Annotated in this window: 21 protein-coding genes and 1 tRNA gene; 13 read left to right on the top strand and 9 right to left on the bottom strand. The window is 43.7% G+C overall.

What is annotated here, in order from left to right; translation table 11 throughout:
- Window positions 1-423 precede the first annotated feature (423 nt).
- Window positions 424-879, top strand: coding sequence for a thioesterase family protein (locus ACFOEE_RS13330; protein ID WP_377125054.1), 456 nt, complete (start codon window positions 424-426; stop codon window positions 877-879).
- A gap of 86 nt (window positions 880-965) precedes the next feature.
- Window positions 966-1877, top strand: coding sequence for an EamA family transporter RarD (gene rarD / locus ACFOEE_RS13325; protein WP_377125052.1), 912 nt, complete (start codon window positions 966-968; stop codon window positions 1875-1877).
- A 25-nt stretch (window positions 1878-1902) separates the two neighbouring features.
- Here the strand turns inward: rarD and ACFOEE_RS13320 are convergent, their stop codons facing one another.
- Entirely contained in the window at window positions 1903-2277 is a 375-nt protein-coding gene (locus ACFOEE_RS13320; protein WP_377125050.1) for a diacylglycerol kinase, read from the bottom strand.
- Between the two features lie 187 nt (window positions 2278-2464).
- Between ACFOEE_RS13320 and ACFOEE_RS13315 the strand changes: the two genes are divergently transcribed.
- The 3 genes from ACFOEE_RS13315 (at window position 2465) to ACFOEE_RS13305 (ending at window position 4549) form a co-directional block, all read left to right on the top strand.
- Window positions 2465-3265 carry a VOC family protein gene (locus ACFOEE_RS13315; RefSeq protein WP_377125048.1) on the top strand — a complete coding sequence of 267 codons (801 nt, stop codon included), beginning with the start codon at window positions 2465-2467 and terminating at the stop codon, window positions 3263-3265.
- A gap of 202 nt (window positions 3266-3467) precedes the next feature.
- Window positions 3468-4139, top strand: coding sequence for an SDR family oxidoreductase (locus ACFOEE_RS13310; protein ID WP_377125046.1), 672 nt, complete (start codon window positions 3468-3470; stop codon window positions 4137-4139).
- Between the two features lie 41 nt (window positions 4140-4180).
- A complete protein-coding gene (locus ACFOEE_RS13305; protein ID WP_377125044.1) occupies window positions 4181-4549 on the top strand; it encodes a hypothetical protein in 369 nt (122 codons plus the stop codon).
- 18 nt (window positions 4550-4567) lie between these two features.
- On the opposite strand, the gene ACFOEE_RS13300 is transcribed toward ACFOEE_RS13305, so the two are convergent.
- Window positions 4568-5203 carry a peroxiredoxin-like family protein gene (locus ACFOEE_RS13300; protein WP_377125042.1) on the bottom strand — a complete coding sequence of 212 codons (636 nt, stop codon included), beginning with the start codon at window positions 5201-5203 and terminating at the stop codon, window positions 4568-4570.
- A 97-nt stretch (window positions 5204-5300) separates the two neighbouring features.
- On the opposite strand from ACFOEE_RS13300, the gene ACFOEE_RS13295 reads away from it, so the two are divergent.
- Window positions 5301-5921: a dUTP diphosphatase gene (locus ACFOEE_RS13295; protein ID WP_377125040.1), complete on the top strand. Its 621-nt coding sequence runs from the start codon at window positions 5301-5303 to the stop codon at window positions 5919-5921.
- Window positions 5922-6060: 139 nt separating this feature from the next.
- Window positions 6061-6735 (top strand): signal peptidase I, encoded by a 675-nt coding sequence (lepB, locus tag ACFOEE_RS13290; protein WP_377125038.1) that lies wholly within the window; start codon window positions 6061-6063, stop codon window positions 6733-6735.
- A gap of 163 nt (window positions 6736-6898) precedes the next feature.
- Here lepB and ACFOEE_RS13285 read toward each other — a convergent pair whose 3' ends face one another.
- Window positions 6899-7138, bottom strand: coding sequence for a LuxR C-terminal-related transcriptional regulator (locus tag ACFOEE_RS13285; protein ID WP_377125319.1), 240 nt, complete (start codon window positions 7136-7138; stop codon window positions 6899-6901).
- A gap of 909 nt (window positions 7139-8047) precedes the next feature.
- On the opposite strand from ACFOEE_RS13285, the gene ACFOEE_RS13280 reads away from it, so the two are divergent.
- The 3 genes from ACFOEE_RS13280 to ACFOEE_RS13270 all read left to right on the top strand — a co-directional run bounded on the left by ACFOEE_RS13280 (window position 8048) and on the right by ACFOEE_RS13270 (window position 11180).
- Entirely contained in the window at window positions 8048-9670 is a 1623-nt protein-coding gene (locus ACFOEE_RS13280; RefSeq protein WP_377125036.1) for a hypothetical protein, read from the top strand.
- 522 nt (window positions 9671-10192) lie between these two features.
- Entirely contained in the window at window positions 10193-10636 is a 444-nt protein-coding gene (locus tag ACFOEE_RS13275) for a hypothetical protein (RefSeq protein ID WP_377125034.1), read from the top strand.
- Window positions 10637-10868: 232 nt separating this feature from the next.
- Entirely contained in the window at window positions 10869-11180 is a 312-nt protein-coding gene (locus ACFOEE_RS13270) for an Arm DNA-binding domain-containing protein (RefSeq protein WP_377125032.1), read from the top strand.
- Window positions 11181-11705: 525 nt separating this feature from the next.
- Here ACFOEE_RS13270 and ACFOEE_RS13265 read toward each other — a convergent pair.
- The 6 genes from ACFOEE_RS13265 to cutA form a co-directional block, all read right to left on the bottom strand.
- Window positions 11706-11782, bottom strand: a tRNA-Ile gene (locus ACFOEE_RS13265).
- Between the two features lie 258 nt (window positions 11783-12040).
- On the bottom strand, window positions 12041-13384 hold the full coding sequence (gene accC, locus ACFOEE_RS13260; protein WP_377125030.1) for an acetyl-CoA carboxylase biotin carboxylase subunit: 1344 nt from the start codon (window positions 13382-13384) through the stop codon (window positions 12041-12043).
- A gap of 20 nt (window positions 13385-13404) precedes the next feature.
- The gene (gene accB, locus ACFOEE_RS13255) at window positions 13405-13866 is read right to left on the bottom strand and encodes an acetyl-CoA carboxylase biotin carboxyl carrier protein (protein ID WP_377125028.1); all 462 of its coding nucleotides are present in this window, start codon (window positions 13864-13866) and stop codon (window positions 13405-13407) included.
- A gap of 35 nt (window positions 13867-13901) precedes the next feature.
- The gene (gene aroQ, locus ACFOEE_RS13250; RefSeq protein ID WP_377125026.1) at window positions 13902-14348 is read right to left on the bottom strand and encodes a type II 3-dehydroquinate dehydratase; all 447 of its coding nucleotides are present in this window, start codon (window positions 14346-14348) and stop codon (window positions 13902-13904) included.
- Window positions 14349-14533: 185 nt separating this feature from the next.
- Entirely contained in the window at window positions 14534-16345 is a 1812-nt protein-coding gene (locus tag ACFOEE_RS13245) for a protein-disulfide reductase DsbD (protein ID WP_377125024.1), read from the bottom strand.
- A complete protein-coding gene (cutA, locus tag ACFOEE_RS13240) occupies window positions 16345-16668 on the bottom strand; it encodes a divalent-cation tolerance protein CutA (RefSeq protein WP_377125022.1) in 324 nt (107 codons plus the stop codon). The genes ACFOEE_RS13245 and cutA overlap by 1 nt, the downstream gene beginning before the upstream one ends.
- A gap of 169 nt (window positions 16669-16837) precedes the next feature.
- Between cutA and ACFOEE_RS13235 the strand changes: the two genes are divergently transcribed.
- From ACFOEE_RS13235 to groL, 3 genes are all read left to right on the top strand, one after another.
- The gene (locus ACFOEE_RS13235; RefSeq protein ID WP_377125020.1) at window positions 16838-17299 is read left to right on the top strand and encodes an FxsA family protein; all 462 of its coding nucleotides are present in this window, start codon (window positions 16838-16840) and stop codon (window positions 17297-17299) included.
- Between the two features lie 115 nt (window positions 17300-17414).
- Window positions 17415-17702 carry a co-chaperone GroES gene (locus ACFOEE_RS13230; protein WP_377125018.1) on the top strand — a complete coding sequence of 96 codons (288 nt, stop codon included), beginning with the start codon at window positions 17415-17417 and terminating at the stop codon, window positions 17700-17702.
- Window positions 17703-17749: 47 nt separating this feature from the next.
- Window positions 17750-19396, top strand: a complete 1647-nt coding sequence (gene groL, locus ACFOEE_RS13225) for a chaperonin GroEL (RefSeq protein WP_377125016.1) — start codon at window positions 17750-17752, stop codon at window positions 19394-19396.
- Window positions 19397-20120: the final 724 nt, after the last annotated feature.

The following is a 20120-nucleotide window of genomic DNA, read 5'->3' as shown; positions in this document are numbered from 1 at the left end:
TGCTATTCCTGTTCACTGCATTATCAGATTGTGTGGTTACAATGTTCAGAAGAAGGTAGCTTCAGGCGGCCATTATCGAAGCGAAACTTTCGGGTTACAAATTATTTTTAATGCTAAAGTATTGGTTTATTGCGCGTAATGCGGGGTTTGTGTACTTTTTGTATCAGTCGCTTGGCTAGGTCGCAAGGTGCTCTGTGGGCTAATTAAGGTAATGGCATGATTTTAATATCTATATTTATAGTCTTAAAGATATTCGACTATTCCGTTTGATGCGAATGGATTATTTATTCTAACTTTGGTGTCAATAAAACTTTTTTGCATAAGAAACATACAAAGGTTATGAGGCTTCTTTAACTTCCTTGCACAGTGCGCAAAAAGCGGCTAACGTCTATCTCATCTGACCAGTTGCGAGCCAATTCAACCATGAACAGACAAACGCTCATTGAAAAAGTGGCGGACATTTTTGTCAGCCAAATGCCATACAATCAGTTTTTGGGCATTGCCGTACAGACTTTAAACCCAGAGCGAGCGGCGATAACTCTGCCTTGGCAAGATCAGTTTATAGGTAACCCTACTCAACGCATTTTGCATGGTGGGGTGATTTCTGCAGTACTGGATAATGTCGGTGGTATGTTGGCAGCAGCGTCCATTATAGATAAATTGCCTGACAGCGAACTCCATACCGTACCAAGCAAACTTGCTACCCTTGGCACCATAGATATCCGTACTGACTTTTTACGCCCTGGTCGCGGCACGCTGTTTACCGCCACCGCGCATTTAATTCGCTCCGGTAATAAAGTATGCGTGTGCCGGATGGAGCTACATAACGAAGAAGGTACGCAAATCGCTTTTGGCACCGCCACTTATTTGGTTGGTTAGCGTGTTTTGCGGCTTGCCGTGTTCTGATCGTATTGTCACAAGCAAGCTGTATAATGATGCCCTTGGGATACTTTGATGGGAATATCATGTCGACAGAGGCAAGTGAGAAAAGGGGATATCTACTAGCTTGTGGTGCCTTTTTAATGTGGGGCTTGGCGCCGATTTACTTTAAACAGTTGCAGCATATCGCCGCAATGGAAATTTTATTGCACCGCGTGGTGTGGTCAGTGCTGTTTATGGCTTTGATTATAGTCGTTATTAAACAGTGGGCAAAAGTACGCGTGGTGCTTGGCTCGCCAAAGCTAATTGCGATGTTAGCGTTGACCGCGGGCTTGCTTGGTTTTAACTGGGGGTTATTTATCTGGGCGGTAAATAACCACCATATGTTAGATGCAAGCCTTGGCTACTATATTAACCCGCTGCTCAACGTGCTGTTAGGCATGCTGTTTTTGGGCGAGCGCTTACGAAAATGGCAAGCGATAGCCGTTGCACTGGCGGCAACGGGTGTAATCATCCAAGTGATAAGCTTTGGCTCGTTCCCGGTTATTGCGTTTGCGCTGGCGGGGTCTTTTGCGCTTTACGGACTGCTGCGTAAAAAGCTCGCGGTCGAGTCTTTACCCGGCTTGTTGCTAGAGGCATTACTGTTGACACCATTTGCGTTGTTGTACTGGTTTTTGGCAGAGCCGAGCAGCAGCTCAGATATGTTTGCCAATGATTGGTGGACTAATACCTTACTGATTAGCGCAGGTATTGTTACCACTTTACCGTTACTGTGTTTTACTGCGGCAGCAAAGCGCATTCCGTTATCAACACTAGGTTTTTTCCAATATATTGGACCAAGCTTAATGTTTATTTTGGCAGTGGTGCTGTATGGCGAAGTGTTCAGTGCTGAGCGGGTGGTGACATTTGCCTGTATTTGGAGTGCTTTGGCGCTATTTAGCTGGGACTCGTTACGACAACGCCACAAAAACAAACGCGCTGCGGTTGCAAACGCATAACTAACGATACGCGGACAAGGCTTAGTTAACTGAGCTTTGTCCAAAGCGCGCTACCCCAGACGAGCGCGACAATCACTAAACTAAAGGTTACTGCCGCTGAACCCATATCTTTAGCGCGTCCTGATAATACATGCCGTTCTAAACTGACTCTATCGGTCAGCGCTTCAATCGCAGAATTCAGTAACTCGACAATCAATACCAGCAATAACACCGACACCAGCAATGCCCAGTGCGATGGAGAATCGGCCAGCCAAAAAGACAGCGGTAACATCAGCATGGCAAGCATTGCCTCTTGGCGAAATGCGGCTTCATTGAACCAAGCTGCACTAAGACCTTTACGCGAACAATTGGTGGCTTTGACGATGCGGCCAAGACCGCTGCCGTTGGGTTTATTGTTCAAAATAAGCTCCACAAATGAGTTGCAAGGGCGAGCACATGTGCCTGCCTAAGGGGCAGATCGACGGCTGGAAAGAGTATATGAAGCATGTCACGAACTCAACTAAGAAATCTGTAAAAAATCGTGGGCTGACTTGCACAATCAGCCAGCTTTGCTTAACTGTGAGAACAAAATAATTGGAGTACTGAATATGGCAATTGTATCGGCTTCGCCGCTTAACACCTTTTGCTGGGCTGAGCTTTGCAGCAATGATTGGCAGGCCGCGAAAACGTTTTATCTTAATTTGTTCGATTGGACGGCAGTGGATCAGCCCATTGGTGAGGACTTTTATTACACTTTGATGCAAAAACAAGGCGTCGATGTGGCGGCTATGTATCAAATGATGCCGATGCAAGCTGAGCAAGGTGTGCCAAGCCATTGGCTGGGTTATGTGGCTGTAGATAACGTTGATGCAATGGCAGAAAAAGCTATAGGTTTGGGCGCCAAAGTACTGTGTGAGCCGCATGATGTTCCCGCAGCTGGGCGCACGGTTATGCTGGAAGAACCCGGTGGCGCAGTGTTTTCATTATGGCAAGCGAATGGCCATCCTGGCACGCAACGTAAATTAGAAACCAATGTGCCGTATTGGCATGAATTAGCCACTAAAGATGCGCAGCAGAGCCGCAGCTTTTATTGTGGTTTGTTTGGCTGGCAAGCTGAGCTTAAACCTATGGAAGGTTTTGACTACACGCTATTTTGTGTTGATGGTTCGCCAATCGCGGGGATGATGCAAATGACCGCAGAGTGGGGCAACATTCCGCCGCACTGGATGATTTATTTTGCCGTAGCCAACACCGATGCCATGCTCACTAAGGTCGAGCAGCTAGGGGGCCAAGTGTGCGTGCCAGCAACTGATATTCCAGAAGTCGGGCGTTTTGCAGTGATCACTGACCCAAGTGGGGCGGTGTGTTCAATTTTGCAGTCGTGCATGAATGATGTGTGCGATGATTAACGCAAGGTGTGAATAAGCACAGCCGTTATTACCAGCTGGGACTGTACCTTGTTACCTGCAGTGTTGGCTTCGCTCCTTCAGTCCAATCACATTGGCTAGCTATGTGATTGGAGAAACGTTTACTTATTGCCTACCTGCCATGCCAAGTAATGTGAGTATATAATGCCCTTTGGTTTTTGGTGTTTTTAATCAGGATGAAACGATGGCAACAGTGGGTCATGTGGTGGTCACAGGCGCAAATCGCGGTATTGGTTTTGAATTTTGCCGCCAGTATCAGGCTTTAGGTTATCAAGTTACCGCTATTGTGCGCACGCCTTCGGAAGCGTTGTTGGCACTTGGCGTAACCGTTATCGCGGCTGTGGATGTCGCCAATGCAGCGCAAGTGGCAGCCTTAACGGCGCAGTTTAATGATAAGCCGATTGATATTTTAATTAATAACGCCGGCATTTTTCATAATGAAACGCTCAGCAATATGGATTTTACTGCGCTTGAGCGTCAATTACAGGTGAATGCAGTAGCACCGATACGCGTCACCCATGCGCTGCAACATGCGTTAAAGCCGGGCAGCAAAGTGGCGATGATCACTAGCCGCATGGGCTCTATCGCAGACAATGGCTCCGGTGGTTATATCGGGTATCGGATGTCAAAAGCGGCACTCAATGCTGCCGGTGTAAGCTTGGCTCATGAGCTAAAACCGCGTGGTGTTGCAGTGGCGTTATTGCATCCAGGCTTTGTACAAACGCAAATGGTGAACTTTGCTGGTGATATTTCCGCCGAACAGTCAGCTGAGCGTCTCATTTCTCGTATATCTGAGCTAAACTTAGCAAACAGTGGCCGCTTTTGGCACAGCAATGGCGACGAGTTGCCTTGGTAGTAGCAGGTAGGGTCATACCCGCCTAACGAGAAGAGAAAAATATGGAATTAGCTGAAAACAGTCACTTGCAATTACCTTTGTTTAAACTAGACGGCAACTTAGCTTCGCGCCCACCTGAACAGCCGGATCTTGAACTCAGCACCCCGTTGGATGCAAATTTACTGGCGCTACTTTGCCAAAACCCGAGCAGCGAAGAGAGCGTCAGTATTCCGCTTGAGCGCTTTAGTTTACAAGCTTTGGGTGAAGATTATAAATCTTTAGATGTGTCTTTGGCGGTGGCTGAACTGGTGTTAAATCACGGTCCAGTACTGAATGCGGTGGTGAGTTTTGACGACGAATTGCTATTTGTATCACCTCCTTTAGAGATGATGCCAACCTTTGATTTAGACTTCGAGGTGGATGAGCAATAAGCTCACCCACCTAAGCCGTTAGATTTCACTGGCGGCTTGCACTGCAGCCAGCAGCACAGCTTCATTTAAGCGCACTTTATAATTTGGATTGGCGTATTGGAATTGCACCAAACCGTTTTTATCAACCACAAACACCGCTGGAACAGGTAACGCCACCTTTTCCGTACCATCAAGGGCAACAAAGTTCACCCCCATTTTGTTACGATACGCCAATGCAGTTTTATCATCGAGATAATAGGCTAAGCCGAGGGCTTGGCTAAACGCTAACGAATCGTCAGAGAGTAAAGTATAAAAAGGGTTTGGAATCGTGCTTTTCGCCAGTTGCTCCGGTGCATCGGGTGAAATGGCAATCACTTGTGCATTCAGTGCTGCCAACTTTGCTTCAAGTTTTTGTAAGCCAGCCAGCTGTCTGGAGCAGTACGGACACCAGCCACCGCGATAAACCACCAGTACGGATAGCTTACCCTCGGTCAGGGTTTTAATGGTGATGGATTCATTTTGGCTGTTTTTTAAAGTGGCAGCCGGTAAGCTCAAACCAGGTAACAACGGGCTGACTTGTTCTGGTGCATCAAAAATATTGGTTGCGCTAGCTGCAACCGTAAGTGGCGAAATCAAACAAAATAGTGTCGCAACAACGACGTGAAATAAACGCATACGGCCTCCAGTTTAGTGTTTGCTAGAAGACAGTGGAAGTGACGAAAAACTTTCATTCGGGTATCATAAGCGTTCAAAAATACCATGAGAGAAAGCCATGTCTGCAAATATCACTAAGCTGACCGTGATGCTGGAAATGCAACACGCCATGAACACTAAAGTCCACGAAAACTGGTTTGAGCAGGGCTTTGAATGGTACCGCGCAATTTGGGTTGAGTGTGCTGAAATGCTTGACCACTACGGCTGGAAATGGTGGAAAAAACAAACTCCAGATGTAGAACAAGTGATTTTAGAGCTGGTGGATATTTTCCATTTTGGTTTGTCACTACGTATTGATGGCAAAACGTCGTTCGCCACTTTAGCTGAAGGCTTAGCAGCAGAACTTGCAGCGCCAACCCAAGCGCAAGATTTTAAAGCCACTTTAGAGCTACTTGCCGCTGCTGCGGTGGCTGATAAGGCCTTTGATGCGCACGCTTTTGCTGGCTGTATGGCACAAATCGGCATGGACTTAGATGACCTCTATCGCGGTTATGTGGGTAAAAATACCCTGAACTTCTTCCGCCAAGATCACGGCTACAAAGACGGTAGTTACATCAAAGTGTGGGACGGCAAAGAAGACAACGAACATCTGATGGATGTGGTCAAAGCACTTGACACCAACCACGCCGATTTCGCCAAGCAAGTTTATGCCGGATTACAAGCGCGTTATCCTGCCTAATCTTGCAAGTTGAACTGGCAGGCTATCTGCCAGTTCGACAAGTTAGTAATATTTATTTACACCTTTAGCGCAAAATTCAGCGAACTAAATCTGCGTTACCACGCTCCAACTTGCTATTAATAACAGCAAGGAAATGATGATGAGCGCACAGCCTTTCTCAACACGTACCATGCAATTTCTCAAAGAAAACCGTAACTTTATTTTATTCATCGGCTTGATGTCGGTGTTTCGTAGCGCCTTTGCCGATTGGTATACCGTACCAAGCGGCTCGATGCAGCCGACCATAGAAATTGGCGACCGCATTACCGTGAACAAAATGGCTTACGATTTACGCGTGCCGTTTACCAATCACTCGCTATTACGCACCGGTGAGCCTGCCCGAGGCGATATTATGGTGTTTGATTCCAGTGCTGCGGATGAGCGTTTAATTAAACGGGTAGTCGGTTTGCCGGGTGATACTATCGCTATGCGTGATGAGGTGGTGATTTTAAATGGTAAACCGCTTACGTATCAGCTTGATAGCGAAAGCGCCGCAGTGCTTATCGCCCGTGAACAACTCGGCACCCTTAACCACGCGATTCAACTCGATACAACACGCCCTGCAGCCTTGGCAAATTTTGCTGCGGTTACGATTCCGGCCGACCACTATTTAGTGCTTGGCGATAACCGCCGCAGTAGCGCCGACTCGCGGGTATATGGCTTAGTACCAAGAAATGAACTACTCGGCAAGGCCACCTATGTGGCGTTTTCACTTGATTGGGACAACCACTATTTGCCACGTCAAGACAGGGTAATAAAAGACCTCTATAACTAGAGCGCGTTGGTAAAGGTAACTCGTCAAGGTCAACACGTCATGCAGCCAACGTTATTATTTGGTAATGCGCGGGTCACTTTGGCCCTCGCTTGATGAGTTTACTGAGGGAGCCTAAGTCGAGGAGGGTTACCTAATATGGTGCGGAGTATGCACAACTAAACCCTCATTTCACTTTGCTTTCCTCTATGGTTTGTATATCGATATTTATCAGGGGGAGATATTGGGCCGCGAGTTCAATCCTATTTAATACATTCAATTTCTTATAAATATTACTAGCGTGAAACTTAACAGTATTTTTCGTAATAAATAGTCTCTCTGCGATACCTTGATAAGAATATCCACTGAGGAGAAAGCGGAAAACATCGCACTCTCTTTTCGACAACCTATTTCTGATGCTGTGCATACGCGCCTCCTCATTTCCTACATTTCTATGAACCATCCTATATTTCATTTTCTTTCTATTCAATGCTGAAAAGTTGCTTTTATCTTCTTTTTCTCTTCCTCGTTTACTCACTTTCTCAACCTGCTTAGACCAAGCGAGATATTTTAAAGGATGAATTTTATATTATGTTTTTGTTTTATATTGATTTTTGTTTTTATTGGTTGATGGCGTAGTAAGTCTTTATGAAAAACTACCCTTTCGGATGGTTTCACTTTATGGCAATGGTGCTAATGTTTTTGTACCTCTTTTTGGCGGGCCAATCTGAGGTGAAAAGTCATCAAAAGCCAATCTGAGTTTGAGAACTTATAACTCATTATAGGTATACCCGAGATGTTCTAAAGGGCTGACTTTTTGGTGTATTAGTGAAATGAGGTGGTGGAAACCCTGGCCATTCAATGACAGGTACAGGTGGTTATACCCAAAGAAATGATGGTAGTGGGTATTCTCAGTCTGGTTCTGGTCACTATAGACAAACCTGTTAACTCTCTCGTGTGATTGCCATGGATAATTTAAGTGTTATACATTGGCAATCATTTTAATTAAATACATTGAAATTAAATACCTTTAATTTTTCTTGGTTTTAATCTTGAAAAGCTGCGAGAATAAAATGTTAAAATCAATCGATAGGTTGCAAGTAATATTGAAAGTATCGGAGCGATACAATTTAGCTTGTTCGTATTGCTACTGTTTTTTTAGCGGTGACAAGTTATACAAAGAATGGTCTTTATTAATTTCAAAGAGAATAATAAATGAACTTGTTGGTTTTTTGTTGAGATCAATTAGTCAGGTAAAGATCAATCTCGTAGAGGTTTCTTTTCATAGTGGTGAGCCGCTATTGCTTCCCATAAAAAATTTGAAGCAATGTGCGAAGTGTTACAACGAAAGCTATCCCCTTATGTAAAACTAAAATTTGCATTATTGTTGTTTTCAACCTCAGCGTTAAGCCAAGAAGTTTGTAATGCAACTTTTGATATCAATATAAAGGAAAATAATAACCGTATTTCAGTTTTATATAAAACGCGCGATAATGTTGAGCTAATTAAACTCGCTGCCTATTACTCTGCCAGTAGGGCATTTGACGGTGAAGGCTCAGAAGTGAAACGCACTGATGACGGTCATATTGCTATTGATAACTCTAGTGAAACTGGGTCTAAATTATCATTAAAACCTCTTAATTCAACATTCAACGCTACATACGCACCTTATGTAAACTTGGGTAAAAAGCACGGTCTACATTTGTATTCCATAACACCCATTCAAGTCAAGTTTAAGCATCAAGCGCACTGGAGTTCAGTTGCAAGTAATTGCATTCATTATTTCGCTGAAGATGCTTTGCATGGATATAAATATAAAGTAGATGATTCAAATGCTTTTGTTGTTCTTGACTTTAATGCTAAGGGTGTTGTTGAAAAAAGTATAAATAAATTTAACTTTATCTTTAACGAAGCTACACCTAAGTGGATTGAGGGTTTGGTTAGGCGTAATTTTCCGTTGCTTTTTTATTTTTATAAGAAAAATTTAAAATCGGGAGGTAACTATCGTTTTAATATACTAGTCAGTTTTGAAAGGTCAGAATATCCTTTCTATGATGGCGGGGTGCATGATAATAGTACATTTTTGTTCAGATTTGGAGGTGAACAATATCTGGATTACGATGAATCCTTGGCCAATGAAATTTTAGATTTTATCGCCCATGAAGTTTTCCATAGTTGGACAACTAACCACTCAAGCCAAGCTGCATGGCTTAAAGAAGGGGCGGCGGATTATGCTGCAAATATAGCAAGATTTCGTTTGAAGATGATCGACGAGAGTGTATTTTTAATCAGAAATAATCAACAAAAATTATCTTGTCTACTAGGCTACAGCCATAGAGTCATCCCAAATCAATTTGATTGGCAAGGCCGCTACAGTTGTGGTCATGCCTTCTTGAGCAATTTAATAGGTGATGCAAATTTCTTCCGTTACTGGCGAAGTCAGCTAAAAAATAGCGGCAGTAGTGATGCTGATTATTTTATCAACTATATTTCAATTAAAAATCGCAATGCGGTCAAACTATTAACGGGAGATGCCGCTGAACTTGTGCCGGAACAAATAGCAGACGGATTTAATAATCTAATTGGAGAAGTTTTCGTCAATGAAATGATGTCTAGCGAAGTTATAAGAACAACCGTATTTGAGCATTTGATGTTGAGTGCATGTAATGGCCAAATTTCATTTGAAACTCGCCATCAGCAAGTAAGAATGTACTACCAAGATAGCTGTCTTCCAGATTTTAAAAATGCGACTGGCTATATACAAAAGCTCAACGGCATAGATATTCGCAACTCGGGTTATCAACTATTAGAAAGTTATTTTTCTTCCTGTGAAACGAAAAAATTCATTTTGGTAGAGGGTGATGGTTTCTCTGCTCAACTTCCATGCAAAATAGCACCTCATATTGTTGGTAGTGTTCATTTTAAAAAAGTACAAGCAAATAATTTAACAGGACAATGAAAAGATGAAGCTACATGTACTAGCGCCTTTGAAGCCATGGTTCAAATTTATTTTTCCAACTCATTTTTAATTTTTTGAGGTAATTCTTGTTTAAAACCCGACTGTCTTTAGTGTTCTCAAATTAATATTAAAAAGCAGAAGACTGAATCGTCAGTTACTTTGTTTTGATGGAGCTGTGCGCTGTTATTCTTAGCGCACAGCCAGGCAGTGTTAGCTATCTAAAAAGCTCATTTATGCATTTTTTTTGAGATACGCAATTACTTTCAGAATCCAAGAACGGTTCCGTTCTGCGTTTCGCTTAGCCAAATAGGCGTGCTTGTATGCAAGATCGCGCTGTTTGATGCAAGGCATACTGAAAGACAATATCAAGATGGATACCCCTCCTGATTATGGCAGCCTTCCCAAGCTGGAACTTGTAGCGTTTTAATTGGGGTAATTCAATTTTAGGTAGAATTTATCTTCCAAAAACAACCTTATTTTGATTTAGTGGAATTAGTTAATTTCGATCTAAGGAAACTTTAAATGAGTGATGTTTTTATTGGTGTTATTTCATCAGTCGAATTTTGGAAAGTTGTTATCCCTGCAATCGTGGCAATAGGTATAGCATTTTTATCTCATCAATGGGCGGTTTCTAGACAACTCGCAGAGCAGAGGAAAAAAATGAGAATTGAATACCTTGTTTCGTCATTTCGGTCTCTCATGATGTTTTCAAATAATCCTAAAAAACATGAAGGAGCTGGGAATCTTCGAGAAGCAACCATAGCGATTCAGTTCTTAGGTAACAAAAGCCAAGTAGAAATGTTGCATGGCATTGTAGATGAATTGCTAAAGCCTAACGGAAAAGCTGAACTCGATCCTTTGCTCGCATCTCTCAGAGATGAGCTACGTGAAGAGTTAAACCTTGAGAAAGTTGAAGGAAATATTTACTGGACTCACCCTCAAGAAGAAACAGTTAACCCTAAATAATTTGTAGTGTAAGCGGTCTTGTAAGCAGTCGCGCTCAGTAAATGATAGAAAAGAAAAAGCCCTCAAACCTTACGGTTCAAGGGCTTAATTTGGTGGCCCCGCCTGGGCTAAAAATGCATTAAAATCAAGTTCTTATTGTGTGTAAGGGCTTTCTCATCCCCACATTTTAGCGGCTTTGAGCCGCGTTGTTCCACCCTCTTTTAATTTTAAATCAGTGGAACAAAGGTGAAACATGCCTGAATTAACAAGATCATTCACAGACCAATTAGTTAGTAACTTACCTGTTAAAAAGCACATTCAGATTTACACAGACCGCCATCATTCGCATTTAAAGTTGCAAGTACGGCCATCGGGCAGAAAGAGCTATTATTTTAGAGCTAAGTGTAATGGTAAAGATATTAAACGTAAGCTTGGTGAAGTAGGCCAACTCACCGTCTCAATGGCAAAGGTACTTGCTGATAAAACATTGCGAGAATTAAGACATAACAATCATGAGCGGCCACATCAGGCTAACGGAGGGAAACCACCGTTAATGGCTGCTTAACCTCTACTTTTAGCTACGGTTAAAAATGGGAGGATTACCGCTTGAAGTTCACATGCTTCTGTCTGAAGCTAAGCGAGTCACATCTGAGGAATATTTGCTGTTGTGTCAGCGTAAGAATATGTCTAGTCTCATTGATACATACAGTCGCTATAGGAGAGATTTCAGAAGCCGACTTAAACAGCTTAACAAAGATGAGTTTGACATTATTGATACTAATAGAGGTGAATTGTATATGGTGACACGAATCACATCATAGGTATTATTTTGCAGAAGGAGCATCTAAATTTAAACAGTGCAAAAATTGAGTGGGCATAATACGTTCTAAGCGGTCTGCCTCCACAAGATCAGACGTTTATGTGGATTTTGTTAGACTTATTAGGTTTATTACATCAACTATAAACGTTTCAGATAGGGCAGATTGACAAAAAGAGTGGAACAAATAAACTAAAGGGTGGAACAAAAGTGGAACAGAAACGTACTGATTTGGTTTAAGTTGTTGATTTTGCTGTTTTCTTTGTAGATAAATGGTGGCCCCACCTGGACTTGAACCAGGGACCTACCGATTATGAGTCGGGTGCTCTAACCAACTGAGCTATAGGGCCATTTGGAATATGCTGTTGATGCCATTGCGGCATTTATCAAAGCGCAGGCAGTATAAGAAGTTTTGCCGTTCTTGTCACTATTGATAAGGCAAAAAATTAACTGACTATCAATCAATTGCTCAAATTATCCACATCTTGGCCGCTTTGGGCGAAATTGCTTGCCGCAAGGGAGGCCGTTTCTGTTATGTGACTTTATATTGGGTGATTTAAGCGGATTTAGAAAGAAAAAAGCCGGCGCATGCCGGCTTGGAGAATGGGTTATTTTAAACCTAATTTTTTCTCTAAATAGTGGATGTTGGTGCCACCATTTTTGAAATTTTCATCCGCAAGGATCTTCTTGTGAAGTGGGGTATTGGTTTTAATACCGTCAATCACTAACTCGTTTAACGCATTACGGGCGCGAGCAATGGCTACATCACGGTTTTCACCGTAGGTGATGAGCTTGCCAATCATTGAATCGTAGTGCGGTGGTACAGAGTAATCTGCGTAGATATGGCTGTCCCAACGGATCCCTAAACCACCTGCTGGGTGGAAGCGAGTAATTTTGCCCGGTGATGGGATAAAGGTTTCAGGATCTTCAGCGTTGATACGACATTCAATCGCATGGCCACGGATCACCACATCTTCTTGGGTAATCGACAGCGGTTGGCCAGCGGCAATTTTTAGCTGCTCTTTCACTAAGTCGATACCAGTAACCATTTCTGTTACAGGGTGTTCTACCTGAATACGGGTGTTCATTTCGATGAAATAAAACTCGCCGTTTTCATATAGGAATTCGAATGTACCTGCGCCGCGGTAACCGATTTCAACACAAGCTCGCACACAGCGATCGCCGATGTTTTTACGCATTTCAGCAGTAATACCCGGTGCTGGTGCTTCTTCAACCACTTTTTGGTGGCGACGTTGCATTGAACAGTCACGCTCACCTAAGTGAATCGCATTACCTTGACCGTCAGCCAGTACTTGCACTTCGATATGACGAGGGTTTTCAAGGAATTTCTCCATGTAAACCATGCCGTTACCGAAGAATTGCTTCGCTTCAGATTGAGTCAGGGCAATGGCGTTTACCAGCTCGCCTTCATTACGTACTACACGCATACCGCGACCACCACCGCCGCCTGCGGCTTTGATGATAACTGGATAACCAATGCGTTTAGCAATTTGCAGGTTGCGCTCGTTATCTGCAGTAAGTGGACCGTCAGAGCCTGGTACACAAGGTACGCCTGCTTTACGCATGGCGTCGATAGCAGATACTTTGTCGCCCATTAAGCGAATTGTATCACCACGAGGGCCGATAAAGATGAAACCACTTTTCTCAACTTGGTCAGCAAAATCAGCATTTTCTGACAAAAAGCCATAGCCTGGGTGAATGGCAACCGAGTCGGTCACTTCTGCCGCGGCAATAATACGCGGAATATCTAAATAGCTTTCAGATGCCGCTGGTTTACCGATACAAATAGTTTCGTCCGCCAAAAGCACGTGCTTTAGGTCGCGGTCAGCAGTGGAGTGGACGGCAACGGTTTTAATGCCGAGTTCTTTACAAGCACGCAATACCCGTAGCGCAATTTCGCCACGGTTTGCGATGAGCACTTTATCTAACATAACGTTGACCTCGTGCGCGATTATTCGACGATGAATAGCGGTTGGTCGAATTCAACAGGTTCGCCGTTTTCAACTAGGATTGCTTTCACTACACCGGCTTTGTCTGAGGTGATCTGGTTCATCATCTTCATCGCTTCGATGATACATAGTGTGTCACCGACTTTAACGCTCGAACCTACTTGGACATAAGCTGCCGCCTCTGGAGAAGCTGCTGCGTAGAATGTACCAACCATAGGTGATTTCACTTCGTGGCCAGCAGGTTTTGCTGCCGCTGCTGGAGCTGCTGCTTCTACTGCCGCGGGTGCCGCCGCTGGTGCTGCGACTGGGGCTGGTGCTGCTGCATAGTGAATTGGAGCTTGCATCACAGGCGCATTGCTATAGCGGTTGATGCGAACTGATTCTTCACCTTCGGTGATCTCAAGCTCGGCAATACCTGATTCTTCTACTAATTCGATAAGCTTTTTGATTTTGCGAATATCCATAACTTGACCCGCCTGTTAGTTAATTTTATTAATCTTTACTTTGCAAAACGGTCGATGGCAGACAGTAGCGCTGCTTCGTACCCTTTTGCACCTAAACCACAAATGACAGCCACCGCGACATCAGAAAAATAAGAATGATGACGAAATGGCTCGCGTGCGTGCACATTGGTTAAATGCACTTCATAAAACGGTATAGCGACACTTAATAGTGCGTCGCGAAGTGCCACACTCGTATGCGTAAATGCTGCTGGGTTAATGATAATGACATCAATTTGTTGCCATGCGCCGTGAATGACATTAATTAACTCAGCTTCGCTATTACTTTGTACATGTTCGAGGTGAACTTCATGCTGTTGTGCGGTGACTTGCAAGGTTGCCATTATATCTTGCAACGTTTGCGTGCCGTATCGTTCAGGTTCGCGTTTGCCTAACATATTTAAGTTAGGGCCATTTACAACTAAAATCTTTAACTTTGCTGTCATAATTCGCGAAGTCCCTGAGATAAGAAAACAAACAGATTTTTCATTAAAATTTGTTTGTTAAATTAAGCCGTTCAACAACAAATAGCAAATTTTTCTCACTTTCGTGCACTATTATAGAGCGTTCGAGTTAAATAGCAGCAAAATACTGGTCTAATGAGAAGGGGCGCAGGGCCCCTTGGAGAAGATTAACGCAAAACGGCGTTGCTCACTTTGGTTAAATGGCTGGCAAATTCATCTTCGCCTACAAAGCCAGTTACCCGATACTGTGGTAATTCTTCGCCATTAGCATCGAAAAACAAAATACTCGGTAAGCCAAACACGTTAAAGGCTTCCATTATCTCAATGCTACGCGCATCACTTTCGGTTAAATCGAGCTTAAATAGCGCAAAATCGGCAAAAGCGGCTTGAACTTGCGGTTTGGGAAAAGTGTATTTCTCAAACTCTTTACACGCTACGCACCATTCAGCATACAAATCCACCATCGCGACTTTACCTTCGGCATTGGCTTGTGCAACTGCTTTGTGTAGCGCATCTAAGTCGGCCAACAAGGTAAATTCGCCTGTTTTGTGGGTTTTTAGCTGCACAACCGCTTCAGGTTTGACAAATTGTTGATAGACAATTAAGCCGCCAGACATAAATGCCGCAAGCGCTGCTGCCCATAAGAAAGTTTTAGCTTTGCTTTGTGGCAGGTTGCTTTGCCAGTAATGTAAGTACAGGGCAAGCATAATCGCCCATACAGCGGTCAGTGACCACAGCCAAACTGCAGGTAAGATCCGCTCAAGTAAGATAAGTGGCACAACGAGCATAATGAAACCGAACAGCTTTTTAACCTGTTCCATCCAGCCACCGGCTTTTGGTAGTAATTTACCGCCAGACGTCCCCAGTAATAATAGCGGTAATCCCATACCTAAACTGAGTGCATATAAAGTCAAACCACCTACCAGATAGTCGCCACTTTGTGCCACATATAATAAGGCCGCAGAAAGTGGAGCTGTGGTGCAAGGTGAGGCAATCAAGCCTGACAGTACGCCCATCAAGAACACGCTGACAATACTGCCGCCTTGTTGGCGATTGCTAGCGGCAGTGATTCGCTCGGTAAATTTGCTTGGTAAACGTAGTTCGAACCAGCCAAACATAGAGAGTGCCAATAAGACGAATAACAGGCTAAAACTGATTAAAACCGCAGGTTGTTGCAAGTAGCCTTGTACTTTGCCGCCTAAATGGGCGATCACTAAGCCTAGAATTGCATAGGTAACAGCCATACCTTGAACGTAAACAAACGATAAGCTAAAGGCTTTACGGGTCGATAGCCCCTTTTGCCCTGCTATTAAGCTCGACAGAATAGGGAACATGGGGAACACACAAGGCGTAAAGGCCAAACCTATGCCGACGATAAAAAAGAACCCAATGTTGGTCAGTAAACTTTGGTCTGCAAGGCGTTCGGTATAGGATTTGTCGTCATTATTTGTCACTGGTTCTTTGGTACTTGCCGCAGGTTCGGTTAACACCGCAGCGGCAATGTTAGCTGCGCTGGCATTGTTTGCGGTCGTTGAACTCCCAGCGATTTTAGTCAGTGGAATGGTGACAATTTCCGGTGGATAACATAAACCAGCTTTAGCGCAGCCTTGATATCGTACTTTTACAACAGCATCATCACCGATATCGCTGAGTTTGGCGACGACAGAAAACTGCTCAAAATACGCTTCGGTAACACCAAAGAATTCATCTTCGATTTCCTCCCCATGCGTTAGATCGGGCACTGTGATGGTGGCGCCTTTGGCAATAAATTCGAACTTCTTTTTATACAGATAATATTCTGGCGCTATATCCCACCCGATAAACAAAGTCTGCCCTTGTTGGTCAAAGTCGAGTTTAAATGCTTCATTTATAGGTAAGAAGGTGTGTTGTTTAGGTGCCAACAAGTTGTTGAGCACCGAGTTGTTTGCATGTGCGGGGAGCAATAACAGTCCCAAAAAAAGCACGAGCCAATAACGCATTAACTGAGTACCTCGTCCATCCAATTAAAATAAGCCTGAGCACCATCCACAACAGCAATTACTTGGACTTCTGGCACATCATAAGGATGTAATTGAAGTAGTAATTGCTGCAATGCGGCAAGTTTGTCACAGTGGGTTTTAATGATCATTTTGCATTCACTGTCGTGGCAAATTTTTCCTTGCCATGGGTAGATAGAGTGTATTTCAGGCAGTAAGTTCACACAGGCGGCTAATTTCTGTTCTACCAAGGCATTAGCCAAGGTTTTACCTTGTTGCAAAGTTGCGCAGGTGGTTAACACCAGTCGATAAGCAGTCGCTGTCATAATTTCTCAGCCAATAATTGTGCTGTGCTTAGTCTAACCAAAGCTCGCCGAAAAGTGTATGGTATTGAGCCTGCTTGTCTTTGCGAACAATCCCAGCCATTGCCGCCGCATGTTACTTGAATTTAGACCGTATTACCCATAGATCTCATTCATTGTCTGAGGAGAAGTTATGTTTCGATTATTGTTTTTGTTGTTTATTGCCGTGCCAATTGTAGAAATTGCGCTACTTATCCAAGTAAGCGAAGTGATTGGCGGATGGGCTACTATTGCACTGGTTATCGCAACTGCTGTGCTTGGTGCAAAATTAGTGAAACAGCAAGGTACTCAGGCGCTACGTTCAGTGCAAGGAGAAATGGCGCGCGGTCAAATGCCAGCAAAAGAGTTGTTTGATGGTTTATGCGTGGTGATTGCTGGGGTATTACTTATGACACCAGGCATTATGACCGATGCGCTTGGTTTTTTACTATTAACCCCTCTGGTGCGCGCCAAGCTCGCAGCAGGGCTTATGCGTCAAGCAACAGTGCATGTGGCGCGTGGTGCTGCTTATAGCCATACATCACACTATTCCACTGAGCGGTCACAGCCGCAGCAAAATAGCACCATCGAAGGTGAATTTGAGCGTAAAGATTAAAAAATTTTAATATCCACCTCTTGGGTTTTAGTTTCACAAGCCCCATAAAAGTGGCAACTAAATTTAAACAAATTTTCTGTCGTTAAATCAGGAAACTGTTAGGAGAACTAAATAAATGAACATTCGTCCTTTACATGATCGCGTAATCGTTAAGCGTCTTGATGAAGAAACCAAGTCAGCTGGCGGAATTGTTTTAACTGGCTCAGCCGCAGAGAAATCAACTCGCGGTACTATTATTGCTGTTGGCAATGGCCGCATGTTAGACAATGGTGAAGTCCGAGCGCTGGAAGTGAAGGTTGGCGACACTGTGTTGTTCGGCTCTTACATTGAAAAAACTGAGAAAATCGAAGGTCAAGAATACTTGATCATGCGTGAAGATAACATTCTTGGCATCGTTGGCTAAGTCTGACTCAATTTATTTCATTTAACCGAATTTAGAGGAATTTAAACATGGCAGCAAAAGAAGTTCGTTTCGCAGGTGATGCACGCAGCAAAATGCTTAAAGGCGTGAATATTCTGGCAGACGCAGTAAAAGTCACTTTAGGTCCAAAAGGCCGTAACGTTGTATTAGACAAATCATTTGGCGCACCAGTTATCACTAAAGATGGTGTTTCTGTTGCGAAAGAAATCGAACTTGAAGACAAGTTCGAGAATATGGGCGCGCAAATGGTGAAAGAAGTTGCGTCTAAAGCGAATGACGCAGCGGGTGACGGTACAACAACTGCAACGGTACTTGCGCAAGCTATAGTTAACGAAGGCTTAAAAGCGGTTGCTGCGGGTATGAACCCAATGGACCTCAAGCGTGGTATCGACAAAGCAGTGAATGCTGCGGTTGCTGAATTAAAAACCCTATCAGTACCTTGTGCAGACACTAAAGCGATTGCTCAAGTAGGTACTATCTCTGCTAACTCAGACGTAGAAATCGGTGACATTATTGCAACAGCAATGGAAAAAGTCGGCCGTGAGTCTGGTGTTATCACAGTAGAAGAAGGTCAATCACTAGAGAATGAACTTGATGTGGTTGAAGGTATGCAGTTTGACCGTGGTTACCTATCACCATACTTTATCAACAACCCAGAGAAAGGTGCGGTTGAACTAGACAGCCCATACATTCTTTTAGTTGATAAGAAAATTTCTAATATCCGTGAGTTGTTACCAACGCTTGAAGCGGTTGCAAAAGCAAGTAAACCACTACTAATCATCGCTGAAGACCTTGAAGGTGAAGCGCTAGCAACGCTAGTTGTGAACAACATGCGTGGCATCGTGAAAGTAGCAGCGGTTAAAGCGCCAGGTTTCGGCGACCGTCGTAAAGCGATGCTTCAAGACATCGCTATCCTAACTGGCGGTACTGTAATTTCTGAAGAAGTGGGCCTTGAGCTAGACAAAGCTACTGCGGAAGACTTAGGTACTGCGAAACGCGTCGTGATCACTAAAGATGACACGACTATTATCGATGGTGCGGGCGACCAAACTGCAATCGACGGCCGCGTCGCGCAAATCAAAGCACAAATCGAAGAAGCAACATCTGACTACGATAAAGAGAAGCTACAAGAGCGTATGGCTAAGTTGGCTGGCGGCGTAGCGGTTATCAAAGTGGGTGCTGCCACTGAAGTTGAAATGAAAGAGAAGAAAGACCGCGTTGAAGATGCGTTACACGCAACTCGCGCTGCGGTTGAAGAAGGTGTGGTTCCTGGTGGTGGTGTGGCACTGGTACGTGTTGCTTCTAAGCTACAAGACCTCACTGGTGATAACGAAGATCAAAACCACGGTATTAAAGTGGCTCTTCGTGCAATGGAAGCGCCACTACGTCAAATCGTATCTAACGCGGGTGACGAAGCTTCTGTCGTAGTAAACAATATCAAAGCGGGCGAAGGTAACTACGGTTACAACGCAGCGACAGGTGTTTACGCTGATATGCTAGAGATGGGTATCCTTGACCCAACTAAAGTAACGCGCTCTGCATTACAATTTGCAGCATCGGTTGCAGGTCTAATGATCACGACTGAAGCTATGGTTGCTGAAGTACCTAAGAAAGATGCACCAGCTGCTCCAGATATGGGTGGCATGGGCGGAATGGGTGGCATGGGCATGATGTAAGCCCAGCTAGCTCGATTCGCAGCTAATGCTAAAAATGCCAGTTAACTAAGTTAACTGGCATTTTGCTTTTCAAACCCTTGTTATTTTATCTTTTCTCTACTCAGTGAAACCCATCCAAATATCTTTTTTATTCTCATGCACGACGGCTTTTGTGGTGTGTCTTTGTCTTTTAAGGGATAAAAGCCGAGATCTTTACGATCAATAGGATCATAAAATGAAGACGTACGACATGTTGAGCGGCAGACAGTAAGGCAATAAACATGAATAGAGCACTGCGATTGAGCGAATACGAGCTTAAAACGGTGATAAAATGTGCGCTTTTGAAACGATTAGCTTGTTTTTTGTCCGAACGAACCGTTTTTCTAAGTTTTTTCAAAAAATCGCTTGATCCAAAATTAGATCTGCCTATAATGCGCATCCACTGAGACGGACAACGGCGCTGCAAAGCAAAGTACGAAGTTAAAGTTGAGTCGAGTAAAACTGAGTTTGAAGCTTCGAAAGAAATAACAAATTAAGTGTTGACAATAAATGTGGATGACGTAAGATGCGCATCCCTGCCGCGAAACGAATCGCGGCGAACTTTGAAAGTTCGTACTGTTCTTTAACAATTTAAAGCAATCATCTGTGTGGGCACTCGTACAGGTTGAGTTCTAACAGCTAAGCTGCGCTGCAGCGAAGCACAAAAATTTAGAGTCTCAAATGTAACTGAGTGACTATAACAGTC

The sequence above is a fragment of the Pseudoalteromonas fenneropenaei genome (assembly GCF_042643375.1).
Lineage (GTDB): Bacteria > Pseudomonadota > Gammaproteobacteria > Enterobacterales > Alteromonadaceae > Pseudoalteromonas > Pseudoalteromonas fenneropenaei.
The sequence above is the reverse complement of the archived record's forward strand: the minus strand, read 5'-3'. Positions and strand labels throughout refer to the sequence as shown.

Bases quoted from the DNA above. Each gene is read 5' to 3' on its own strand.
- ACFOEE_RS13315 (WP_377125048.1), top strand. From the start codon at position 2,465: ATGGCAATTGTATCGGCTTCGCCGCTTAACACCTTTTGCTGGGCTGAG.
- ACFOEE_RS13285 (WP_377125319.1), bottom strand. From the start codon at position 7,138: ATGCACAGCATCAGAAATAGGTTGTCGAAAAGAGAGTGCGATGTTTTC.
- ACFOEE_RS13235 (WP_377125020.1), top strand. From the start codon at position 16,838: ATGTTTCGATTATTGTTTTTGTTGTTTATTGCCGTGCCAATTGTAGAA.
- accB (WP_377125028.1), bottom strand. From the start codon at position 13,866: ATGGATATTCGCAAAATCAAAAAGCTTATCGAATTAGTAGAAGAATCA.
- ACFOEE_RS13305 (WP_377125044.1), top strand. From the start codon at position 4,181: ATGGAATTAGCTGAAAACAGTCACTTGCAATTACCTTTGTTTAAACTA.
- ACFOEE_RS13230 (WP_377125018.1), top strand. From the start codon at position 17,415: ATGAACATTCGTCCTTTACATGATCGCGTAATCGTTAAGCGTCTTGAT.
- accC (WP_377125030.1), bottom strand. From the start codon at position 13,384: ATGTTAGATAAAGTGCTCATCGCAAACCGTGGCGAAATTGCGCTACGG.
- ACFOEE_RS13245 (WP_377125024.1), bottom strand. From the start codon at position 16,345: ATGCGTTATTGGCTCGTGCTTTTTTTGGGACTGTTATTGCTCCCCGCA.
- ACFOEE_RS13300 (WP_377125042.1), bottom strand. From the start codon at position 5,203: ATGCGTTTATTTCACGTCGTTGTTGCGACACTATTTTGTTTGATTTCG.
- ACFOEE_RS13295 (WP_377125040.1), top strand. From the start codon at position 5,301: ATGTCTGCAAATATCACTAAGCTGACCGTGATGCTGGAAATGCAACAC.
- ACFOEE_RS13310 (WP_377125046.1), top strand. From the start codon at position 3,468: ATGGCAACAGTGGGTCATGTGGTGGTCACAGGCGCAAATCGCGGTATT.
- cutA (WP_377125022.1), bottom strand. From the start codon at position 16,668: ATGACAGCGACTGCTTATCGACTGGTGTTAACCACCTGCGCAACTTTG.
- ACFOEE_RS13275 (WP_377125034.1), top strand. From the start codon at position 10,193: ATGAGTGATGTTTTTATTGGTGTTATTTCATCAGTCGAATTTTGGAAA.
- lepB (WP_377125038.1), top strand. From the start codon at position 6,061: ATGAGCGCACAGCCTTTCTCAACACGTACCATGCAATTTCTCAAAGAA.
- ACFOEE_RS13270 (WP_377125032.1), top strand. From the start codon at position 10,869: ATGCCTGAATTAACAAGATCATTCACAGACCAATTAGTTAGTAACTTA.
- groL (WP_377125016.1), top strand. From the start codon at position 17,750: ATGGCAGCAAAAGAAGTTCGTTTCGCAGGTGATGCACGCAGCAAAATG.
- aroQ (WP_377125026.1), bottom strand. From the start codon at position 14,348: ATGACAGCAAAGTTAAAGATTTTAGTTGTAAATGGCCCTAACTTAAAT.
- ACFOEE_RS13330 (WP_377125054.1), top strand. From the start codon at position 424: ATGAACAGACAAACGCTCATTGAAAAAGTGGCGGACATTTTTGTCAGC.
- rarD (WP_377125052.1), top strand. From the start codon at position 966: ATGTCGACAGAGGCAAGTGAGAAAAGGGGATATCTACTAGCTTGTGGT.